This is a genomic window from Microbispora sp. H10949, assembly GCF_014161435.1.
Lineage (GTDB): Bacteria > Actinomycetota > Actinomycetes > Streptosporangiales > Streptosporangiaceae > Microbispora > Microbispora triticiradicis.
Genome location: NZ_JABBWZ010000004.1, coordinates 457,514 through 477,410, shown reverse-complemented (window position 1 = coordinate 477,410; position 19,897 = coordinate 457,514). Strand labels below are relative to the sequence as shown.

Genomic DNA, 19,897 nt, shown 5'->3' with positions numbered 1-19,897 from the left:
GCGGGGGAGAACACCCTGATCGTCATGTCGTGTCCTTGAGGGGGCCGTGCTTGAGGGGATGGTTCGTGGCGCGCTCGTGCCCGGTCGTGCCGTGTTCGTGGGCGTCGTGCCCGGTCGTGCCGTGTTCGTGGGCGTGCTCGGTCGTGTCGTCGCCGGGGGCGACGTGCCTGAGGGGAAGCTCCCTGCCCGGACCGCCCTTGCCGGAGCCGTCCCTGCCGGAGCCGACCCTGACGGGCCTGTCCTTCAGGGGGCTGTCCTTCAACGGGAAGCGGGCGCGGACCTCGAACCCGCCCCCGACGCGGGGTCCGATCCGCAGGACTCCACCATAGAGGGCCACACGCTCGCGGATGCCGACGAGCCCGTGACCTTTGCCACCGATACGCACCGATTCCTCGGCCGCGCCCCGCCCGTCGTCCTCGACCTGGAGGGTCAGCTCGTTCCCCTCGTGCCGTACGGTGACCCACGCGCGGGCCGCGGGCCCGGCGTGCCGCAGGCTGTTGGTGAGCGCCTCCTGCACGAGGCGGTAGGCCGCGAGGTCGACCCCGGGCGGCAGGCCGGGCCGGTCGCCCTCGATGCGCAACTGCGTGCGCAGGCCCGCCTCGCGCATCTGCTCGACCAGCGCCGGCAGGTCCTGCATGCCCGGCTGCGGCCCGCGCTCGGCCGGGCCGTCGGTGCGCAGCACGCCGACGATGTTGCGCATCTCCGCCATCGCCGTACGGCCCATCTCCTCGATGGCGGTGAGGGCGTCGCGGGCGACGTCCGGCTTGGTGTCGAGCATCCGGCGCGCCGCGGCGGCCTGCACGGTCATCACGCTCACGTGGTGGGCCACCACGTCGTGCAGCTCGCGGGCGATCCGGGAGCGTTCCTCGGCCCGGGCGGCCCGCGTGTCGGCGTCCCGCGCCCGCTCCAGCCGGTGCGCCCGCTGGACCAGTTCGTCGAGGTAGGCGCGGCGCAACCGCAACGCCCGGCCGCACACCCAGCACAGCAGCAGGACGGCGGTCACGACGACGTGGTCGGTCCAGGACGGGGTGATGACCCCGCTGACGGCGCTGGCGACGTAGGAGGAGAAGGAGACGACGAGGGCGGCCAGGCTCAGCGCCAGTCCCCGGTAGGCGGCCACGGAGTAGAGCAGCACGAGCCCGCCGAACTCGCTGAGACCGGGGTCGTAGTGGAGTGTGTCGAGCGCCGCCTGCGGGACGCAGGTGGCCACGAGCAGGACGAGGGGCCGGCTACGCCGCAGCGCCACGGGCAGCGTGCAGGCCGCCGCCAGGACCAGGTTCAACGCGTCCGCCGGACGGGGCGTCGCGGACCGCAGCCAGCCGGCCCCCTCCTCGGGGCCGGCCGAGGCGATCCACCACAGGGACGCGGTCGTCAGCACCACCGCGAGGATCGCGTCGAAGACCAGGGGATGAGCCCGAAGCCAGGATCGCGTACTGCCGGGGGTGGTGCGCACGTACCAAACTTAGGCCGTCCCCGCGCGTGTCCACCCTGCCCGGGAGGGAAATCCCGCATCCTCCGTACGGAGGATGCGCGCACTGGCCCGCCGAGCGTGGGACACGGCCCGGCACACCGGCCCCGGCGATGTGCCGGGCGGAGCGGTGCCGAGACGGCGCCGGGGGGCGGGGCCGCTAGATCTCGTCGGCGGCGGACCGCCTGTTCACGCGGGCCGACAGGCCGGGCTCGCGGTCCGGCACGGGCGGCGGCGTGCCGCCGAACTCCGGGCACAGGGCCTGGTGGTCGCACCAGTCGCACAGCCGCGAGCGGCGGGCCCGCCACTCCCGGGTGCGCACCGCGCGCTCGATCGCCGCCCACAGCGCCTCGACCTTGCGCTCGGTGGCCCGCAGGTCCGCCTCGTCGGGGACGTAGCGGAGGATCTCGCCGTTGCCGAGGTACATGAGCTGGAGCATCCGGGGGACCTGCCCCTTCAGCCGCCACAGCGCCAGCGCGTAGAACTTCATCTGGAACAGCGCCTTGGCCTCCCACTCGCGCCCCGGCGCCGTGCCCGTCTTGTAGTCCACGATCCGCGTCTCGCCGGTCGGGGCCACGTCGAGCCGGTCGATGTAGCCGCGCAGCAGCAGGCCGCTGTCGAGCACGGCCTCGACGTACATCTCGCGCTCGGCGGGCTCCAGCCGCTGCGGGTCCTCCAGCGTGAAGTAACGCTCGACCATGCCGCGGGCCTGGGTCAGCCAGGCGTCGCGCTCCTCGTCGGTCTCGAACAGCCCCGCGTAGTCGGGCTCCTCGGTCAGCAGCCGCCGCCACTGCGGCTCCAGCAGCTCCTGCGCCGCGGCGACCGTCCGCGCCTCGGCCGGCAGGTCGTACAGCCGCTCCAGCACGGCGTGGACGAGGGTGCCGCGGACCGCGGCCGCCGAGGGACGCTCGGGCAGCTGGTCGATCACCCTGAACCGGTAGAGCAGGGGGCAGGTCATGAAGTCACCGGCCCGGGAGGGGGACAGCGCCCCGATAACGGCGCGCTCTTCGGCGAGGGTCATGCCGGAACTGTAGGACATCGAGCCGACAGAACGCGTCCGCGCCGGCGGTCCCCTCGCCGCCGTCTCCCCGCCGCCGTCTCCCGTACCGCCGCGACGATCGCGTGCTCCGCGGCGGGCGAGCAGCTCTTAGGCTGATCTCACGTCGCGCCGCGTAGCATCGAGGGGCGCGGGAGGGAAGGCGGCCAAATGAGCACACCTGCCAAGGAGTCCACCGGACTGCGGATGGGGCGGCCGTTCGGCATTCCCGTCTACGTCTCGCCGACGTGGCTCATCGTGGCGGCGTTCATCACGGTCAGCTTCCAGCCGCGGTTCGCCGACATGCTGCCCGGCTACGGCGAGTCCGCCACCTACCTGGTCGCGCTGGCCTTCGCCGTGCTGCTGTATGTCTCCGTCCTGCTGCACGAGCTGGCGCACTGCGTGGTGGCCAAGCACTACGGCCTGCCGGTGCGCCGGATCACCCTCTACATGCTGGGCGGCGTCTCGGAGATCGAGCGCGAGCCCGAGACGGCGGGCCGGGAGTTCAACGTGGCCTTCGCCGGGCCGCTGCTGTCGCTGGGGCTGGCCGGGATCGGGGCCCTCGTGGAGGCGTTCGTGGTGCCGCCGGGCGGCCTGGCCCAGGTGCTGATGTGGCAGCTCTGGCTGTCCAACCTGATCGTCGGCGTGTTCAACCTGCTGCCCGGCCTGCCGCTCGACGGCGGGCGGATGCTGCGGGCGGCCGTGTGGAAGGTCAAGCGCGACTCGGGCACGGGCACGATGGCCGCCGCGTGGGTCGGGCGCGGCGTGGCGGTCGCGGTGGTCGTGGTGCCGCTCCTGATGAACCTGATGGCCGGGCAGGAGCCGGCCATCGGCAGCATGCTCTGGACGGTGGTGCTGGCGTCGTTCATCTGGCTCGGGGCCTCCCAGTCGCTGCGGGTCGCCCGCGTACGGGCCCGGCTGCCGCAGTTGCGGGCCCGGGTGCTGGCGCGCAGGGCGATCCCGGTCACCGCCGAGGTGCCGCTCTCCGAGGGCCTGCGCCGGGCGCGCGAGTCCGGAGCCGGGGCGATGGTGGTGGTGGACCACGACGGGCACCCGGTGGGCATCGTGAACGAGGCGGCGGTCAACGCCACTCCCGAGCAGCGCAGGCCGTGGGTGAACGTCGGGGCCCTGTCGCGCACCCTGGAGCCCGCGCTGGTGCTCGGCGCCGACCTGGAGGGGGAGTCGCTGCTCGACGCCATGCGGGGCTCTCCGGCGCCCGAATACCTGCTCGTCGAGCGCGGCGGAGAGATCTACGGCGTGCTCGCCACCGCCGACGTCAACCGCATGTTCAGCGGGGTGTGAGCGTCGCCCGGGCCTTCCGGGCCGGGCGGTCCGGAGCGCCCGGGCGGGGCCCGCGCACTCGTCATCGGGACGGCCGGGGACTAGGGTGCTGAGCGAGACCGGGGCCCGAGCACGCTCGGTCGCCCGTACGCGCGCTCCGGCAGGCCGGTTCACCATACTTTTTGCTACTTTCTGGGGTGATCGATCCGGCACACGGCGTGCCGGCGATGATGCCGGACATCCGGTGGCGTTTCCGGAGGGAGAACTTCTGTGACGGAACAGGGCGTGGGGGTGGTCCGCCCGCTGCCGGGAGAGGGCGTGGTCGCCCATCTGAACGGCTTGCTGCTCGTGTGCGCCACCGGCGGCGACCAGCCGGTCGAGGATCTGCTGAGCGCGTTGCACGAGACCGCCACGACGGGCGGGGACGGCCGGGCGCTGGCCCGGCGCGTGGCCCAGGTGCTCGCGCGCGCCATGGACCGCTCGATCGGGGAGCCGGTGGCCTGCGCGGTCGCCGGTCCCGCCGGGGGAGGCGTGGCCGTGCTGGTCAGCGGGGCCGCGTACGCGAGCGTGTCCGGCCCGGAGGGCGAGGTGCGCCTCGCCGGGCACGACGCGCTGACCTGGACCGACCGCCTCGTCAACGGCCCGGTGTCCACGGTGCTGCTGCGCCTGCCGGGAGCCGGCCCGTCGAGCCCGTACGCCCGGCTGGACGGCGGCGTCGTCACGGGAGCCGGGCTGGAGTGCGACCTCACCCGGCACGGCGACCTCGCCTTCCCGCCGCTGCCCCCGCGCCCGCCGCAGCACCAGCCGCAGCATCAGGGGCAGCACACGGGCGCGCAGCCCCCGCCGGTGGGGGTGCCGGAGCCGATCGGCCCGCGGGGGCCCGTGGTGCCGCCCCCGCCCGTCTCCCCGCCCGCCCAGCCGCCCCTCTCGCCGCCCGTCTCGCCGTTCGGCGGCGGGCCGTTGTCCGGCCCCGGGCCGTCGGCCGAGCACGCGGCGCCCCAGTCGTCCGGTCCGTCGTCCCAGCCGGTCCCCCCGCCCGCCCAGCCGCCGCACGTCTCCCAGCCGCTGCCGCCGTTGCCGTCCGGACTGTCGGACCCGGCGCCCGCGCAGCACTCCGGCCCCCAGCCCGCCCCGCCCTACACCCCGTCCCATTCCGGGCCGCAGCAGTCCCCGGGGCTGCCCGAGCCGTCCGACGACCGCGGCGGGCCCCAGGACGCCCAGGACGGGCCCGCCCAGGACCGGGGAGCACAGGACCGGGGCGGCTCCCCGGACGGGCCGGGAAGCGGACCGCTGGGCGGCCCGTTCGACGGACCCTTCGACGGGCCCTTCGAGGGGGCGTCGCATGCCTCCGACGACGAGCCGGGGGAGGCGACCCAGCTCGACGTGGCGCCCGACCCGGAGCCGCGGCCCATGGTGTACGGCGTCGACTGCAAGAACGACCACTTCAACGACCCACGTGCGCCGTACTGCGCGGTCTGCGGCGTCCCCATCGACCAGCGGGCGGTGGTGCCGTACAAGGGCCCGCGCCCGCCGCTCGGCGCGCTGCTGCTCGACGACGGCATGGCGCTGCCGCTGGAGGCCGACTACCTGCTGGGCCGCGACCCGGAGCGGGCCCCCGAGGTGCAGTCGGGCGAGGCCAGGCCGGCCAGGGTCACCAGCCCGGACGGCTCGGTGTCCCGCCGGCACCTGCGGGTGTTCCTGGAGAACTGGGACGTCAACCTGCTCGACCTGGGGTCGGTGAACGGCACACAGATTCAGCCGCCGGGCGACCCCAACTTCTACGACATCCCGCCGAACGAGCCGGTGCCGATCCTGCCCGGCACGACCGTGCGCATCGGGGTCTCCCGCACCATGCGCTACGAGGCGCACCGCCCCGCCTGACGCCCGCCTGAGACGGCGGCCGGACCGCCGGGGACCCGGATACGGGCTCCCGGCGGCCGGTCAGCCGCCGCGCAGTCGGTCGATCTCGCGCAGCAGGAGCCGCTCCAGCCGCTCGGCGGTGACGTTCGCGGGATACAGCAGCCGGTGCACGCTGAGGCCGTCCACCAGCGCGAGCAGCCGTTCGGCCACGTCCTCCGGGTCCTCGTCCGTACGGATCTCACCGGCCTCGGCGGCGGACCTCAGCAGGCTGGTCACCACGTAGCGAAGCTCGGCGGCCTCCCGCCGCTGCACCTCCAGCAGCGCGGGACTGGTCAGGCAGCGCCCCCAGAAGCCGACCTCGAGCCCGGTCTCCCCGGCGCGCTCGCCGTCGAGGGGGACGTTGTCGAGCAGCAGCTCCCGCAGCGCCGCCAGCCCGGTGCGGCCGGACAGCTTCTCCCGCAGCCGGTCGGCGATGCGCCGGTGCGAGGCCTCCAGCGCCGACAGCAGGATCTCGTCCTTGTCCGCGAAGTAGTGCGTGAGCACGCCGTTGGAGTAGCCGGCCTCCTTCGCGATGGCCCGGGTCGTCGCCGCCTCGATGCCGTCGCGCAGGATGATCCGGCGGGCCGCCGCGACGACCTCCCCCCGGCGTTCCTCATGGTTGACGATCTTCGGCACGCTCCATCACCTCGGTTGACATCGTAGTCGGGCGCCCGTCTATTATCCGCACATGACGGTTGTGACAGTCGGCGTACATATCGTCGACGTCCTGGCCCGCCCGGTCGAGTCCATCCCGTCCGGCCAGGACACCCACCTGCTGGAGCAGATCCGCGTCACCGCCGCGGGGGCGGCCGCCGGCACGGCCGTGGCCCTCGCGAAGATCGGTGTGCCGGTGGCCACCATGGGCGCCGTCGGCGGCGACGAGCTGGGCGACTTCCTCCTGATGATCATGGCGCGGCACGGCGTCGACGTGAGCGGCGTCGTGCGCCGGCCGGGGGAGCAGACCGCCGCCTCCATCCTGCCGATCCGGCCGGACGGGGGACGGCCCTCGTTCCACGTGCCCGGGGCCAACCTGGGCCTGGCGACCGCCGACCTCGACGCCGGCCGCCTGACCGCCGCGAAGGTGGTGCACCTCGGCGGCATGGACGTCACCTGGGGCCTGCACGACCCCGAGTTCTACGCGCTGCTCGGCAAGGCCCGCGAGGGTGGCACGATCGTCACGCTGGACCTGCTGTCCAACCTGCCGGACCTGATGCCCGCCGTACGGGCGTTCCTGCCGCACGTCGACTACCTGCTGCCCAACGAGGAGCAGGCCCTCATGCTCACCGGCGCCGCGACCCCGGAGGAGGCCGCCGCCGCGCTGCTCGGCGAGGGCCCGAAGGGCGTGATCGTCACCCTCGGGGCCGCCGGCAGCCTCGTGGCCACCGCCGGGGGGTTCACCCGTGTGCCCGCCCTGGACGTGCCGGTGGTCGACACCACGGGCTGCGGCGACGCGTACTGCGCCGGGTTCGCCACCGGCCTGCTGCGCGGCCGGGACGTGCTCGGCGCCGCCCGCCTCGGCACGGCCGTCGCCGCGCGGGTCGCGGGCGGGCTCGGCTCCGACGCCGGCCTGGACGGCCCCGTCGACGACTGATCTCCCTCCGGTCCCGGTCCCCGCCGCTCCGGTTCCCCCTCCTCCGAAACCCCGGGAGTCCGCCCATGTCCGTCGACGCGTCCCTGCGGGCCCGTGCCGCGAAGGTCATCCCCGGTGGCATGTACGGCCACCTCAACGCGGTCCTGCACGGCGACCGCTATCCCCAGTTCTTCGTCCGGGCCGAGGGCGCCCGTCAGTGGGACGCCGACGGCCGCGAGTACGTCGACCTGATGTGCAGCTGGGGACCGATGATCGTCGGCCACCGCGAGCCCCGGGTCGAGGCCGCCGCCGCGGCGCAGCAGGCGTCCGGCGACTGTCTCAACGGCCCGGGGCCGGTCATGGTCGAGCTCGCCGAGCTGCTGGTCGACCTGATCCCGTCGGCGGACTGGGCCATGTTCTCCAAGAACGGCACCGACGCCACCACGCAGGCCCTGATGGTGGCGAGGGCGGCCACGGGCCGGACCAAGGTCCTCGTCGCCCACGGCGCCTACCACGGCGCCGACCCCTGGTGCACGCCCGGCCTCTCGGGGGTCACCCCCAACCAGCGGGCGGACACGATCGAGTTCACCTACAACGACCTCGCGAGTGCCGAGGCGGCGGCGGCCGAGGCGGACGGCGACGTCGCCGCGATCCTCGTCACCCCCTTCAAGCACGACTCGTTCGAGGACCAGGAGCCCGCGGACGCCGGGTTCGCCCGGGGGGTGCGGGCGCTGGCCGACCGCCTCGGCGCGGCACTGGTGATCGACGACGTGCGGGCCGGGTGGCGGCTGGACCTGCGCGGCTCGTGGGAGCCGCTCGGCGTGCGCCCCGACCTCACGGCCTGGAGCAAGGCGATGGCCAACGGATTCCCCATCGCCGCGCTCACCGGCGCCGACGCGCTCCGGGGGGCGGCCCAGTCGCTGTACTCGACCGGCTCGTTCTGGTTCTCCGCGACCGCGATGGCCGCCGCCAAGGCGACGATCGAGATCCTGCGGGAGAGCGACGGGCCCGCGCTCATGCACCGGGCGGGGACCCGGCTGCGCGAGGGGCTCGCCGCCCAGGCCGCCGCCCACGGCTTCGTGGTGCGGCAGACCGGCCCGGTGCAGGTGCCGTGGCTGTCCTTCGAGGGCGACGACACGCTGGAGAAGGGCATCCACTGGGCCGGGGCCTGCCTTGAGGAGGGCGTCTACCTGCACCCCTGGCACAACTGGTTCCTGTCGGCCGCCCACACCGACGAGGAGATCGACCGGGCGCTCCAGGGGACGGATGCCGCCTTCGCCAAGCTGCGGGCCGCGTACGGCGCCGACTGAGGGGCCGGCCGGCATCGGTGTGGCCGGGACGCCCCAGCGGGCGTGGCGGGCCGCGGACGGCCCGCGCTCGGGTGCCGGGTTCCGGGCGGCGCCCGAGCGCGGGCGGGTTGTCCGTTCCGCGATCCTCCACGAGGTCCGGGGAAGGGCTCAGTCGCGCGTACGGGCCCATTGGAGGTCGTCGACGCGGGTGCCGCCGGGGCCCGGCAGCAGTCCCCGTACGAGATGCTCACGGGTGAAACCGGCGCGCTCCAGCACCCGGTGCGACGCCGTGTTGCCGGTCGTGGTGCCGGCCACGATCCTGCGCAGCGGCGTCTGCCCGAACGCCCAGTCGACCAGGAGCGTCACGGCCCGGGTCACCAGGCCGCGCCCGCGGAAGGCGGGGAGCAGGCTGTAGCCGAGCATGGCCTGGCCGAGGTCCGGGACGACGCCGGTGAGCTGGATGTCCCCGGCGAACTCCCCGGTGCGCTCGTCCCTGATCGCGGCGTCTATCCGCTGCCCGGTCAGCCATCGATGGCGCGCGTACCGGCAGACGAGCTCGTTGGCGGCGTACACCGGTGGCCTGGGCGGCACGTGCGACTCCGTCACGTCGGGCACGGACGCCAGGGCGAAGTGATCGCCGGCGTCGGCGGCGGTCAGCGGCGTGAGCCGCACCACGCCGTCGGTGAGCGAGCCGCCGGGGAAGAACGGCAGGAAGGGCGTGATCGGGTCGCCGGGGTCGGTGCTCAGCCGCCCGAACACGGCGACGTCGGAGGAGGTGTCGCCCCGGGGGACGCCCGCCCCGCGCAGCACGCCTTCGTGGGCGAACCCGGACCGGAAGGCGACCCGCTGGCTCGGGATGTTGTCCACGTCGGCCAGCAGTGAGATCCGGGTGACGCCCAGGGCGAAGGCCCGCTCCGCGAGCACCCGCACGGCCGCGGTGGCGACGCCGCGCCCCCGCGCCCACGGCGCGAGCCAGTAGCCCACGTCGGACGCGCCGAAGCGGTCGCGCGGTTGCAGCCCCGCGGCGCCGAGGACCTCGTCCGTCGCGGGATCGGCGACGACGAAGTACGCGCCGCCGTCCCCCCACTTCTCGGGCACGGTCTTGGTGATCCACGTCAGCGCGTCGTCCCGCGTGTACGGCGAGGGCATGAACGGGACGTACCGCGAGATGCCGGGGTCGGAGCAGGCGCGGGCGATCTGGTCGGCGTCCCCCTCGACCGGCAGGCGCAGAACGGCCGGACCGGCGGGGATGGCCTCTTGGGGCAACATGTCCCATTGTTACCAGCGGTCTCCCCGCCACGGCCAGGCGTTTTCCGGCGGCCGGGGACACTCGCGGCCACGGCTTGGGACGGGCAAACCTCGGCGGTCGCGGCACCTTGTGCCCCTCCCGCCGATTTTTGCCCCGTCGCGTCGCCCAGAGCGGCACCTCGCCGCGTTGTCGCCCCACCCACGAAAACTCCTCGCAAGCTCGGACTTTCCGCGGGGCCCGAGGATGTCGCCCATAGCTCCGCTATGGCCTCCTCCTCCGCCTTGCGATGCACCACTCTGGACACCGCTCCTGACGGGCAAACCTCGGCGGTCGCGGCACTAGCCTTTTCCGCATGGGTTTTCGCAGGCACGGTCCGTTCCGGGCTGGAGATCAGGTCCAGCTCACCGACCCCAAGAACAAGCGGCACACGGTGACGCTGAAAGAGGGCGGCGTCTTCCACACGCACAAGGGGTCGATCCCGCACGACGACCTGATCGGGCAGCCCGAGGGGTCCGTGGTGCGGTCCTCCGGCGGCACGTCCTACCTGGCGTTCCGGCACCTGCTGGCCGACTACGCGGTCTCGATGCCGCGCGGCGCGGCGGTGGTCTATCCGAAGGACGCGGCGCAGATCGTCGCCATGGCCGACATCTTCCCCGGCGCGCGGGTCGTCGAGGCCGGTGTGGGGTCGGGCGCGCTCACCTGCTTCCTGCTGCGGGCGGCCGGGCCGGAGGGGAAGGTCACCTCCTACGAGCGGCGCGCGGACTTCGCCGAGGTGGCCACCAAGAACGTGGAGAAGTTCTTCGGGGGCCCGCAGGGGCAGTGGCGCCTGGTGGTCGGCGACTTCGTCGACGCGCTCGACGAGGCCGACGTGGACCGCGTCGTCCTCGACATGCTGGCTCCCTGGGAGTGCGTGGACGCGGCGGCGAAATCCCTCACCCCAGGAGGAGTTATCTGCTGCTATGTTGCGACAACGACCCAGTTGTCCAGAACGGTGGAGGCTCTGCGTGAGCACGGGAGTTTCACCGAGCCCCACGCGTGGGAGACCCTGGTTCGCGACTGGCATGTCGAGGGTCTCGCGGTCCGGCCGGACCATCGGATGGTCGGCCACACGGGTTTCCTCGTCACGGCCCGTCGCATGGCGGACGGCGTCACGCCCCCGCCGCGGCGCAGGCGCCCCGCCAAGGGGGCGTACGGAGAGGGGACCGAACAAGTGTGACGATTCGGCCACATCCCGGCAAAGCCCCGTGACACGGGAGCATTCGGGTGCGTTGCTAATGCTGATCCGAATATTCCACCCATAAGGCATCAAACGCCGAACACCCAACGTAACTACACGAACACTGCCCGGCCAGGTTACGTACAGCGCCAAGATAGGTAGGGTCTTGAGTAGTCGTTCTCGACGGGGAAGGAGGTGACGGGGCGTGGCAGCTCGCGACGACGCTGAGGCTCGAGCCGCGCAGCGCGAACGGGAGGTCGCCGATCTCACAACACAGGTCTCCTTCCTGCAGGAGGAGATCACCGCGTTGCGCCGGAAGCTGGCCGAGTCTCCCCGGCAGGCCAGGGTCATCGAGGAGCGCCTCCATGAGGCGCAGGCACAGGTGGCCGCTCTGACGAGCCAGAACGAGCGTCTGGTCGCCACCCTCAAGGAGGCCAGGGACCAGATCGTCGCCCTGAAGGAGGAGGTCGACCGGCTGGCGCAGCCGCCGTCCGGTTTCGGCGTGTTCCTGGAGGCCAGGGACGACGGCACGATCGAGGTGTTCACCGGCGGGCGCAAGCTCCGGGTGAACGTCAGCCCGGCCGTCGACGCCGACTCGCTCAAGCGTGGCCAGGAGGTCATGCTGAACGAGGCGCTCAACGTCGTCGAGGCCCTCGGCTACGAGGACGTCGGCGAGATCGTCATGCTCAAGGAGTTGCTGGAGAGCGGCGACCGTGCGCTGGTCATCTCCCACGCGGACGAGGAGCGGGTCGTCAAGCTCGCCCACTCGCTGCTGGACCAGCCGCTGCGCGCCGGCGACTCCCTGCTTCTCGAACCCCGATCCAACTACGTTTACGAGCGCATCCCCAAGTCGGAGGTGGAGGAGCTCGTCCTGGAGGAGGTCCCCGACATCTCCTACGAGGAGATCGGCGGCCTCAGCCGGCAGATCGAGCAGATCAGGGACGCCATCGAGCTGCCCTACCTGCACGCCGACCTGTTCCGCGAGCACCAGCTGCGCCCGCCGAAGGGCGTGCTCCTGTACGGCCCGCCCGGCTGCGGCAAGACGCTGATCGCCAAGGCCGTGGCCAACTCCCTGGCCAAGCAGGTCGCGGAGAAGACCGGACAGTCCGGCAAGAGCTTCTTCCTCAACATCAAGGGCCCCGAGCTCCTCAACAAGTACGTCGGCGAGACCGAGCGGCACATCCGCCTGGTGTTCCAGCGGGCCAGGGAGAAGGCCTCCGAGGGCACCCCGGTGATCGTGTTCTTCGACGAGATGGACTCGATCTTCCGGACCCGCGGCTCCGGCGTCTCCTCCGACGTCGAGAACACCATCGTCCCCCAGCTCCTGTCGGAGATCGACGGTGTCGAGGGCCTGGAGAACGTCATCGTCATCGGCGCCTCCAACCGCGAGGACATGATCGACCCGGCGATCCTGCGGCCCGGCCGCCTGGACGTCAAGATCAAGATCGAGCGGCCGGACGCCGAGGCGGCCAAGGACATCTTCTCGAAGTACCTGGTCAGCGAGCTGCCGCTGCACCCGGAGGATCTGAGCGAGCACGGCGACAGCCGTGAGGGCACGATCGCCGGGATGATCCAGCGGACCGTCGAGCGGATGTACGCCGAGAGCGAGGAGAACCGCTTCCTCGAGGTGACCTACGCCAACGGCGACAAGGAAGTCCTCTACTTCAAGGACTTCAACTCCGGCGCGATGATCCAGAACATCGTCGACCGGGGCAAGAAGATGGCCATCAAGGAGTTCCTCGACACCGGGCAGAAGGGCCTGCGGATCTCCCACTTGCTGGCCGCCTGCGTGGACGAGTTCTCCGAGAACGAGGACCTGCCCAACACCACCAACCCCGACGACTGGGCCCGCATCTCCGGCAAGAAGGGCGAGCGGATCGTCTACATCCGCACGCTCGTGCAGGGCAAGCAGGGCACCGAGGCCGGCCGTTCGATCGACACGGTCGCCAACACCGGTCAGTACCTGTAGGCATCCGTAGTCGGCATCGTCCGGCGCCGGCCTGTCCGGCGCCGATGCCGAGAAGGACACGGAGGAGGAGCGGCGCGATCCCGGATCGCGCCGCTCCTCCCCTTTTTCGGGGGTCGTCCGGAGATCGTGGATCTCGGAGGGAACCGGAAGGGCATGTGATCACGTCAAAGATGGCGTGATCTTTCTTGGCGCGCGCGGGTGAGTCCTGTGAGTCCTGTGCGACATTCCGTTCCTCCCGCGGGCGCGCCGGACGCGCCCGGCGACGGCCGGGCCGCGAAGGGCCGCCGCCTCGTCGAACTCGACGTCCTGCGCTTCGTCGCCGCGTTCGCGGTCATGTCCTTCCACTACATGGCGGCCAGCAAGTCCCTGTGGGACGAGTTCCCCACGAAGCTGTTCGCGCCGGTCGCCCGCCTCACCACGCTGGGCATCCTCGGCGTCGAGTTGTTCTTCCTCATCAGCGGATTCGTCATCCTGATGAGCGTGTGGGGCCACACGGTCGGCGAGTTCGCCGTGTCCCGGGTCTCCCGGCTGTACCCGGCGTACTGGTTCGCCGTGATCGTGATCTTCATCCTGTACCGGTTCAGCGGGGTCTCCGGGTTCGACCCCAAGCTCAGCACCGGGGAGTATCTGCTCAACCTGACCATGCTGCAGGGGGCGTTCGACGTCGGGCACGCCGGCGGCGTCTTCTGGTCGCTCTGGGTGGAACTGCGGTTCTACGTCCTCCTGGCACTGTTCTCCCTCGTGGGGATCACGCTGCGGCGCTGCCTGGTGTTCCTGGCGGCCTGGGCCGGTCTGGCCCTGCTCGCCGAATTCACCCAGAACGACGTGCTGGTCTTCGTCTTCATGCCGAGGCAGGCGCCGTACTTCATCGCGGGCATGGCCTTCTTCCTGATCCACCGCTTCGGGGCGCGGGCGGCGGCCTTCGTGCCGTGGCTGCTCGTGGCGGCCGGCTACGGGATGTCCCTGCACGCCGCCCTGGAGCGCGTGGGGGAGCGGGTGCGCCTGATCGGGATCGCCCGCTACCCGGCGCCGCCGGAGGCCGTCATCGTCGCGATCACGCTCATCTACCTCCTGATGGCCGCGGTCGCCCTCGGCTGGCTGCGGTGGGTGCGCTGGCGTCCCCTCGTCACCGTCGGCGCCCTCACGTACCCGCTCTATCTGCTGCACCAGACGATCTCCGCCGTCCTGATCCCGGCGTACCGGGACGTGCTGGACCCCTGGCTGCTGACCGGGATCACGATGACGGTCTCGATCGCGCTCGCGTACGCGGTCTACCGGCTGGTCGACAGGCCCGGCCAGCGGTGGCTCCGGTCCAGGCTGGGGGCCCTGCTCGACCGCTCGCGCGGGTCCCGCCGGCGCGGCCGGGGCACCCCTTCCCGGACGGTGCCGCCGATTCCGGCGCAAAGTCCCGAGGCATCTGTGCCGTAACTGTTCGGTAGCAGGGCATAGAGAAAGGGCTAGGCTCGGATATGACGACGACGGCCTGACACGGGCGGGGTGGGAATGACGGTTCGGCGGGTGATGGGCATCGAGACCGAGTACGGCATCGCCGTGCCCGGTCAACCGGGGGCGAACGCGATGGTGACCTCTTCACAGGTCGTCAACGCGTATCTGGCGGCGTCGGCCGCCCGCGCCCGCCGGGCCCGATGGGACTTCGAGGAGGAGAACCCGCTCCGCGACGCCCGGGGATTCGATCTCGCCCGTGAGGTGGCCGACCAGAGCCAGCTCACCGACGAGGACCTCGGGCTCGCCAACGTGATTCTCACCAACGGCGCGCGTCTGTACGTCGACCACGCCCATCCGGAGTATTCGACGCCCGAGTGCACCAACCCCAGGGCGGCGGTCATCTGGGACAAGGCGGGCGAGCGGGTGATGTACGACGCGGCGGTCCGGGCGTCCGCCGTTCCCGGCAACGCGCCCATCCAGCTCTACAAGAACAACACCGACGCCAAGGGCGCCTCGTACGGGTGCCACGAGAACTACCTCATGCGCCGGGCCACGCCGTTCGCGGACATCGTCCGGCACCTGACCCCGTTCTTCGTGTCGCGGCAGGTCATGTGTGGCGCGGGGAAGGTCGGCATCGGCCAGGACTCGCGCGGCGAGGGCTTCCAGATCAGCCAGCGCGCCGACTTCTTCGAGGTCGAGGTCGGGCTGGAGACCACGCTGAAGCGGCCGATCATCAACACCCGGGACGAGCCGCACGCCGACCCGGAGAAGTACCGCCGCCTGCACGTGATCATCGGCGACGCCAATATGTCGGAAATTTCGACATATTTGAAGCTTGGTACGACGGCCCTGGTCCTGGCGATGATCGAGGAGGGATTCCTCACCATCGACCTGGCGCCGGAGTCGCCGGTCGCGGCGCTGCGCGCGGTGTCCCACGACCCGACCTGCAAGTACGAGATCGCGCTGCGCAACGGGCGGAAGATGACCGCCGTGCAGCTGCAGATGGAGTACCTGGAGCAGGCCCGCAAGTACGTCGAGGACCGCTTCGGCTCCGGCGTGGACGACCTGACCAAGGACGTGCTCAACCGCTGGGAGTCGGTGCTCACCCGGCTGGCCGAGGACCCGATGCAGCTCTCGCGGGAGCTCGACTGGGTCGCCAAGCTGGAGATCCTGGAGGGTTACCGCACCCGCGACAACCTGCCGTGGTCGCATCCCCGTCTGCAACTGGTCGACCTGCAGTACTCCGACATCCGGCCCGACCGCGGACTGTACAACCGCCTGGTCGCCCGGGGCCGGATGCAGCGCCTGGTGACCGACGAGGACGTCGACCGCGCGGTCGAGACGCCGCCCACCGACACCCGGGCCTACTTCCGCGGCCGGTGCCTGCGTCAGTACAGCGAGTCGGTCGCCGCGGCCTCCTGGGACTCGGTGATATTCGACATCCCCGGCCGAGAGTCGCTCCAGCGCGTGCCGACCCTGGAGCCGCTGCGCGGCACCAAGGCGCACGTGGGCGACCTGCTCGACCGGTGCCGCACCGCTGCCGACCTCGTCGCGGCCCTCACCGGCGAGGCCTGACCCGCCACCGGCCACGAGAGGACGCCGGCGGGGTCAGCCGTGCCGGGAGATCCGAGGGGTCGGCACGCCGCCGGGGTAGCGCACCTCGATCTCCAGCCTGCCCTCGTCCGACTGGGACCTCACGCGGGCGCGGTGGTCCGGGCCCGGGTCGACGTCGTCGACCCGGAAGCCCTGGGCAGGGGTGGGCAGCACCAGCGCGGGCACCGTGACCCGGCCTACCGCGACGGCACCCGGTTCTCGTGCGTCAACCCCGGGTGCGGGTGGGCCGGGCATGCCGACACCAACGCCGCGATCAACATTCGCAACGCCGCAGGAACTGTGGTGTCAGGACGTGGAGACCTCGGGACTGCCCGGTCTGCGAAGCGTCAACCCCCGCACGCCGCCTGACCGCGACACGACGGGAGAACCTCCGGCCTTCAGGCTGGAGAGGAGTTCAAGTCTCGATCACCACCGGACGGACGGATCGTCAAGTTCCGCACCCATCACAGCTGACCGAGGAGCACGATCCGGCCGTCCTTCGCGCGGGGCCCGGCCGGTGGCCCAGGCGTCACAGGGGGGCGGCCGGCGGGCGTGGGCCGTCCGGGTGACCTCCACCGAGGTTCCGGGGAAAGCCCGGACCGGAGGGGCTGGTCAGGCCGCCGGCACCGCCGGGACGGCGCGGACGGCCGGGCGGCGCGGGCCAGCGCGGGACGCCCCCACGCTGGCGGTTCTCCCCGTGCGGAAACCCGGCGGTCAGCTCGCCCTGCCGAGGGGGCGCGCCGAGGGCGGGGGAGTGCCCGTACGGGTTGGTCCTGGCGCGGCTGGGCAGCTCGCCGGAGGTCCGGCCCGGCGCGGCTGCGGGGATGCCCTGCCGCCGCAGCACCTCCACCAGCATCTGCATGGCCTGCTCGATCGTGAGGCGGTCCAGCGGATCACGTCGCAGCAGGCCCTCGATCAGGGGCCGCAGCGGGCCCGCCCGGCGCGGCGGGTCCGGCTCGCGGCCGAGCATCATCCCGGCCGACAGCGGGCCCATGCTCGGGTACGGCGGCCTGCCCTCCACACCGCAGTACAGCGTGGCGCCGAACGACCACAGGTCGGCGGTGGGGGTGAGGGCCTCGCCACGAAGGCGCTCGGGCGCGAGATAGGCCCCCGACCGCGTCACGGGCACCGTCGCCGGTCCCGTCACGTCCCGGTCGAAGGCGGCGATGCCGAAGTCGGTCAGCACCACCCGGTCCTCGGTCAGCGTCACGTTGCCCGGCCGGATGTCCCCGTGGACCACGCCCATCGCGTGCGCGTGCCGTACGCCCGAGAGGAGCTGGAAACCTACCCAGGCGGCCCAGTGGACCGGCAGCCGCCCGAGATGACGCACGGTGTCCCCGAGCGTGAGCCCCTGGAGCAGTTCGGTGACGATCCAGAGGCGGCCCTTGTCCTCCAGGAGGTCGTGCACGGTGATCACGGCCGGATGGCTCAGCCGGGCCGCCGAACGGGCCTCCCGCAGCGCCTGCCTGCGGGCGGCCGGCAGGTCCGCCACGTCCACACGGTACGGCGGCTGCACTTCCTTGATCGCGACGTCGCGTTTGAGGCGAAGGTCATGGGCCTGCCACATGATCCCTCCGCCGTCCCGCCGGAAGGGCGTCAGCAGCTTGTACCGATCCGCCAGCAGTTGCCGTGCGTGCGATGCCATCGACCACCCGTGCGCTAGAGCCAGCCCAGATCCGTGATCCCCCATTGTCGTCCCGTAGGTGGGGGCACGACGACGAAAGACGGCCACGAAGAGTGTGACGTCGATAACGATCCGATGTAGAGAAGGCCCACGCCGAGGGCCGATGTGCCCGCCGCGGGCACCGTTCCAAAGATCGCGTGCCCCGGGGCGCGCATTGTCGGTCGGTTCGGGGAAGATATGGGGAGAGGCGTCCCCCCGAGCAGCGGAGGTGTCAGGGATGGCGACCAAGGAAACCGGTGGCGGCCAGAAGCAGACTGGCCGCCAGGAGAACGAGGTCGAGGAGGTCGAGGCGCAGGCGTCTTCGGACGTGCAGGAGCGCCACGAGAAGCTCACTGACGATGTCGACGCGATCCTGGACGAGATCGACGAGGTCCTGGAGGAGAACGCGGAGGAGTTCGTCCGCTCCTACGTGCAGAAGGGCGGACAGTAACCCAGGGGGGAGACGTCTGGGCCGGTGGCGGCGCCCGGGACCACCCGGTGCGCCGGCCGCCGCGCCCCCGTTGCCGGCCGGGCGAGCGCCCGGCCGGTCACCGGCTTGGGCGACCGGGCGGACGGCGTGGGCTAAGTGGCTGGTGGCCGATGTGTTCGGTGCGGCCGGTCGCGGAGCAGCACCCACCACGCCACGGCGACCCACGGAAGCGCCAGCAGCGCGCTCGCGAGCACGCCTATGGGGTGCTGCGTTCCACGGTAGATCTGCGACAGGGCGCACAGCAGCGGGACGAGCACGGCCGCCGCGCCCGCGGCCAGTAGCCAGGGGCGGCGTGCCGCACTGTGCCGGACCAGCACCACGATCGCCGCGAAGAGGGCCACCACGCCGGCGACCTGGCCGGAGGGGAAGCCGGACGTCAGCGGCCAGGACTCGTGCACGGCGACCGCCAGACCGGCCGCCGGATCGCCGGGCGGGGCGACCGGCGGGGCGGTGGGCCGGACGATGGTCAGGTCGCCGGGCAGACGGACGGGCTCGGCGGGCTGGGAGCGGCCGACGGCCGCCGCGGCGGTGAGGACCAGGGCCAGTTGCCCGGCCGTCGCCACGAGCAGGAACAGCGCCGGCCGTGCGCGCCGCAGCACGGCCAGGGCGAGAGCGCAGGCCGCGAGGGCGCCGGTGAGGATCCACGGAGTGCCTCCGATCCGGCTGCCGAACGCGGCCACCCCGTCCAGCACCGGACCACGCAGACCGGCGACCCACCGGACGACCACGTGATCGGCGACCGCCAGAGCCGTGCTCCCGGACGCCCGGGTGAGCAGCAGCCCGGTCCCGAACAGCGCCCCGAGGACGAGCACCCAGGCCGTGAGCGCCTCCGCCGCGGCGCGCCAGGGATGCGCCAGCGGCTCCCGGCCCCCAGGCTCCCGGCCCCCGTCCGGCCCGGGCCGCGGGGCCGCGGCGCCCTCCAGGACCGGTCCCTCATCCGGTGACGTGCCGGGCACGGCCTCCGGACGCCAGGGCCGGAAGGCCGCGGCGGTGACCCACAGCCAGACCAGCCCGAGGAGCCAGCCGCCGATCACGTCGCTCAGGTGGTGCACGCCGAGCGCGACGCGGGTGAAGCCGACGAGCACGACGAGGCAGGCGACCGCGGCGACGGCGAGGGCACGCGCCCGGCGAGGCGCGAGCGGCGCGAAGACCAGCAGCAGCACGCCGTAGGAGACCAGGGAGCTCATGGAGTGCCCGCTGGGGAAGCTCAACCCGGTCGCCGTGGCCACGGGCTCGGCCACGACGGGACGCAGCCTGCCGATCAGCAGCTTCAGCACGGGGTAGAGGATCAGCGAGCCGAGCGACGTGGCCACGACGTAGGCGGCCTGCCGTACCTCGCGCCGGACGAGCAGGAGAACGGTGGCGAGGACCAGCACACAGGTGAGGACGGTGCCGCCGCCGAAGTCGGTCAGCGTGCTGAGGATCTCCAGGGTGAGCGCGTCGCCGGCCACCAGCCGGTTGAGATCGTCGGTCACGGCCCGGTCGGCGGCGTACAGCGGCTCCCACCGGCCGGCCACCAGACCGGTCAGGAGTGCGAAACCGGTGCCCGCCAGGCTCACCGCGGCCAGTCCCGGCGCGCCGCGGAGAGCGAAGCGTTCCAGGCGGCCCGGCTCCAGGCGGTGCGACCGGTCCAGCATGCCCTCCTCCTGCCCCACTGGTGCTCGCCCGGTGCCGGAGGCGAGTGGATATTTCCCCTACCCCGGCCGGGCCGTCGGAAAAGCACTGACC

16 protein-coding genes are annotated in these 19,897 nt (G+C 72.5%); 9 read left to right on the top strand and 7 right to left on the bottom strand.

Annotated features, from left to right (window positions below):
- Positions 1–22 precede the first annotated feature (22 nt).
- Positions 23–1,453, bottom strand: coding sequence for a sensor histidine kinase (locus HHX40_RS12485; protein WP_182880689.1), 1,431 nt, complete (start codon positions 1,451–1,453; stop codon positions 23–25).
- A gap of 175 nt (positions 1,454–1,628) precedes the next feature.
- Entirely contained in the window at positions 1,629–2,489 is an 861-nt protein-coding gene (locus HHX40_RS12480) for a PD-(D/E)XK nuclease family protein (protein WP_117410591.1), read from the bottom strand.
- Between the two features lie 186 nt (positions 2,490–2,675).
- Between HHX40_RS12480 and HHX40_RS12475 the strand changes: the two genes are divergently transcribed.
- Both HHX40_RS12475 and HHX40_RS37655 read left to right on the top strand, forming a co-directional pair.
- Positions 2,676–3,806, top strand: coding sequence for a site-2 protease family protein (locus HHX40_RS12475; protein WP_117410590.1), 1,131 nt, complete (start codon positions 2,676–2,678; stop codon positions 3,804–3,806).
- A 249-nt stretch (positions 3,807–4,055) separates the two neighbouring features.
- Positions 4,056–5,666, top strand: a complete 1,611-nt coding sequence (locus tag HHX40_RS37655) for an FHA domain-containing protein (protein WP_182880688.1) — start codon at positions 4,056–4,058, stop codon at positions 5,664–5,666.
- Positions 5,667–5,726: 60 nt separating this feature from the next.
- On the opposite strand, the gene HHX40_RS37650 is transcribed toward HHX40_RS37655, so the two are convergent.
- Positions 5,727–6,320, bottom strand: a complete 594-nt coding sequence (locus HHX40_RS37650) for a TetR/AcrR family transcriptional regulator (protein ID WP_138461130.1) — start codon at positions 6,318–6,320, stop codon at positions 5,727–5,729.
- 52 nt (positions 6,321–6,372) lie between these two features.
- Between HHX40_RS37650 and HHX40_RS12460 the strand changes: the two genes are divergently transcribed.
- Together HHX40_RS12460 and HHX40_RS12455 are read left to right on the top strand one after the other, a co-directional pair.
- Complete coding sequence (locus HHX40_RS12460) at positions 6,373–7,275, top strand: carbohydrate kinase family protein (RefSeq protein WP_182880687.1); 903 nt, start codon at positions 6,373–6,375, stop codon at positions 7,273–7,275.
- A 65-nt stretch (positions 7,276–7,340) separates the two neighbouring features.
- Positions 7,341–8,564, top strand: a complete 1,224-nt coding sequence (locus tag HHX40_RS12455; RefSeq protein ID WP_182880686.1) for an aminotransferase class III-fold pyridoxal phosphate-dependent enzyme — start codon at positions 7,341–7,343, stop codon at positions 8,562–8,564.
- A gap of 147 nt (positions 8,565–8,711) precedes the next feature.
- Here HHX40_RS12455 and HHX40_RS12450 read toward each other — a convergent pair whose 3' ends face one another.
- Positions 8,712–9,812, bottom strand: coding sequence for a GNAT family N-acetyltransferase (locus HHX40_RS12450; RefSeq protein WP_182880685.1), 1,101 nt, complete (start codon positions 9,810–9,812; stop codon positions 8,712–8,714).
- A gap of 332 nt (positions 9,813–10,144) precedes the next feature.
- On the opposite strand from HHX40_RS12450, the gene HHX40_RS12445 reads away from it, so the two are divergent.
- From HHX40_RS12445 to dop, 4 genes are all read left to right on the top strand, one after another.
- Complete coding sequence (locus HHX40_RS12445; protein WP_117408707.1) at positions 10,145–11,008, top strand: tRNA (adenine-N1)-methyltransferase; 864 nt, start codon at positions 10,145–10,147, stop codon at positions 11,006–11,008.
- 205 nt (positions 11,009–11,213) lie between these two features.
- Positions 11,214–12,977: a proteasome ATPase gene (gene arc, locus HHX40_RS12440; protein ID WP_117408706.1), complete on the top strand. Its 1,764-nt coding sequence runs from the start codon at positions 11,214–11,216 to the stop codon at positions 12,975–12,977.
- Positions 12,978–13,193: 216 nt separating this feature from the next.
- A complete protein-coding gene (locus HHX40_RS12435) occupies positions 13,194–14,405 on the top strand; it encodes an acyltransferase (protein WP_310738065.1) in 1,212 nt (403 codons plus the stop codon).
- 75 nt (positions 14,406–14,480) lie between these two features.
- Positions 14,481–15,998, top strand: coding sequence for a depupylase/deamidase Dop (gene dop, locus HHX40_RS12430; protein WP_117408704.1), 1,518 nt, complete (start codon positions 14,481–14,483; stop codon positions 15,996–15,998).
- A gap of 33 nt (positions 15,999–16,031) precedes the next feature.
- Here the strand turns inward: dop and HHX40_RS12425 are convergent, their stop codons facing one another.
- Positions 16,032–16,202, bottom strand: a complete 171-nt coding sequence (locus HHX40_RS12425; RefSeq protein WP_182880684.1) for a hypothetical protein — start codon at positions 16,200–16,202, stop codon at positions 16,032–16,034.
- Between the two features lie 343 nt (positions 16,203–16,545).
- On the bottom strand, positions 16,546–17,661 hold the full coding sequence (locus tag HHX40_RS12420; RefSeq protein WP_182880683.1) for a serine/threonine-protein kinase: 1,116 nt from the start codon (positions 17,659–17,661) through the stop codon (positions 16,546–16,548).
- 256 nt (positions 17,662–17,917) lie between these two features.
- Between HHX40_RS12420 and HHX40_RS12415 the strand changes: the two genes are divergently transcribed.
- The gene (locus HHX40_RS12415; RefSeq protein WP_117408698.1) at positions 17,918–18,130 is read left to right on the top strand and encodes a ubiquitin-like protein Pup; all 213 of its coding nucleotides are present in this window, start codon (positions 17,918–17,920) and stop codon (positions 18,128–18,130) included.
- Positions 18,131–18,261: 131 nt separating this feature from the next.
- Here HHX40_RS12415 and HHX40_RS12410 read toward each other — a convergent pair whose 3' ends face one another.
- The gene (locus HHX40_RS12410; protein WP_182880682.1) at positions 18,262–19,806 is read right to left on the bottom strand and encodes a phosphatase PAP2 family protein; all 1,545 of its coding nucleotides are present in this window, start codon (positions 19,804–19,806) and stop codon (positions 18,262–18,264) included.
- Positions 19,807–19,897 lie beyond the last annotated feature (91 nt).

Bases quoted from the DNA above. Each gene is read 5' to 3' on its own strand.
- HHX40_RS12450 (WP_182880685.1), bottom strand. From the start codon at position 9,812: ATGTTGCCCCAAGAGGCCATCCCCGCCGGTCCGGCCGTTCTGCGCCTG.
- HHX40_RS12460 (WP_182880687.1), top strand. From the start codon at position 6,373: ATGACGGTTGTGACAGTCGGCGTACATATCGTCGACGTCCTGGCCCGC.
- HHX40_RS12455 (WP_182880686.1), top strand. From the start codon at position 7,341: ATGTCCGTCGACGCGTCCCTGCGGGCCCGTGCCGCGAAGGTCATCCCC.
- HHX40_RS12480 (WP_117410591.1), bottom strand. From the start codon at position 2,489: ATGACCCTCGCCGAAGAGCGCGCCGTTATCGGGGCGCTGTCCCCCTCC.
- HHX40_RS12475 (WP_117410590.1), top strand. From the start codon at position 2,676: ATGAGCACACCTGCCAAGGAGTCCACCGGACTGCGGATGGGGCGGCCG.
- dop (WP_117408704.1), top strand. From the start codon at position 14,481: ATGACGGTTCGGCGGGTGATGGGCATCGAGACCGAGTACGGCATCGCC.
- HHX40_RS12410 (WP_182880682.1), bottom strand. From the start codon at position 19,806: ATGCTGGACCGGTCGCACCGCCTGGAGCCGGGCCGCCTGGAACGCTTC.
- HHX40_RS12415 (WP_117408698.1), top strand. From the start codon at position 17,918: ATGGCGACCAAGGAAACCGGTGGCGGCCAGAAGCAGACTGGCCGCCAG.
- HHX40_RS12420 (WP_182880683.1), bottom strand. From the start codon at position 17,661: ATGGCATCGCACGCACGGCAACTGCTGGCGGATCGGTACAAGCTGCTG.
- HHX40_RS12445 (WP_117408707.1), top strand. From the start codon at position 10,145: ATGGGTTTTCGCAGGCACGGTCCGTTCCGGGCTGGAGATCAGGTCCAG.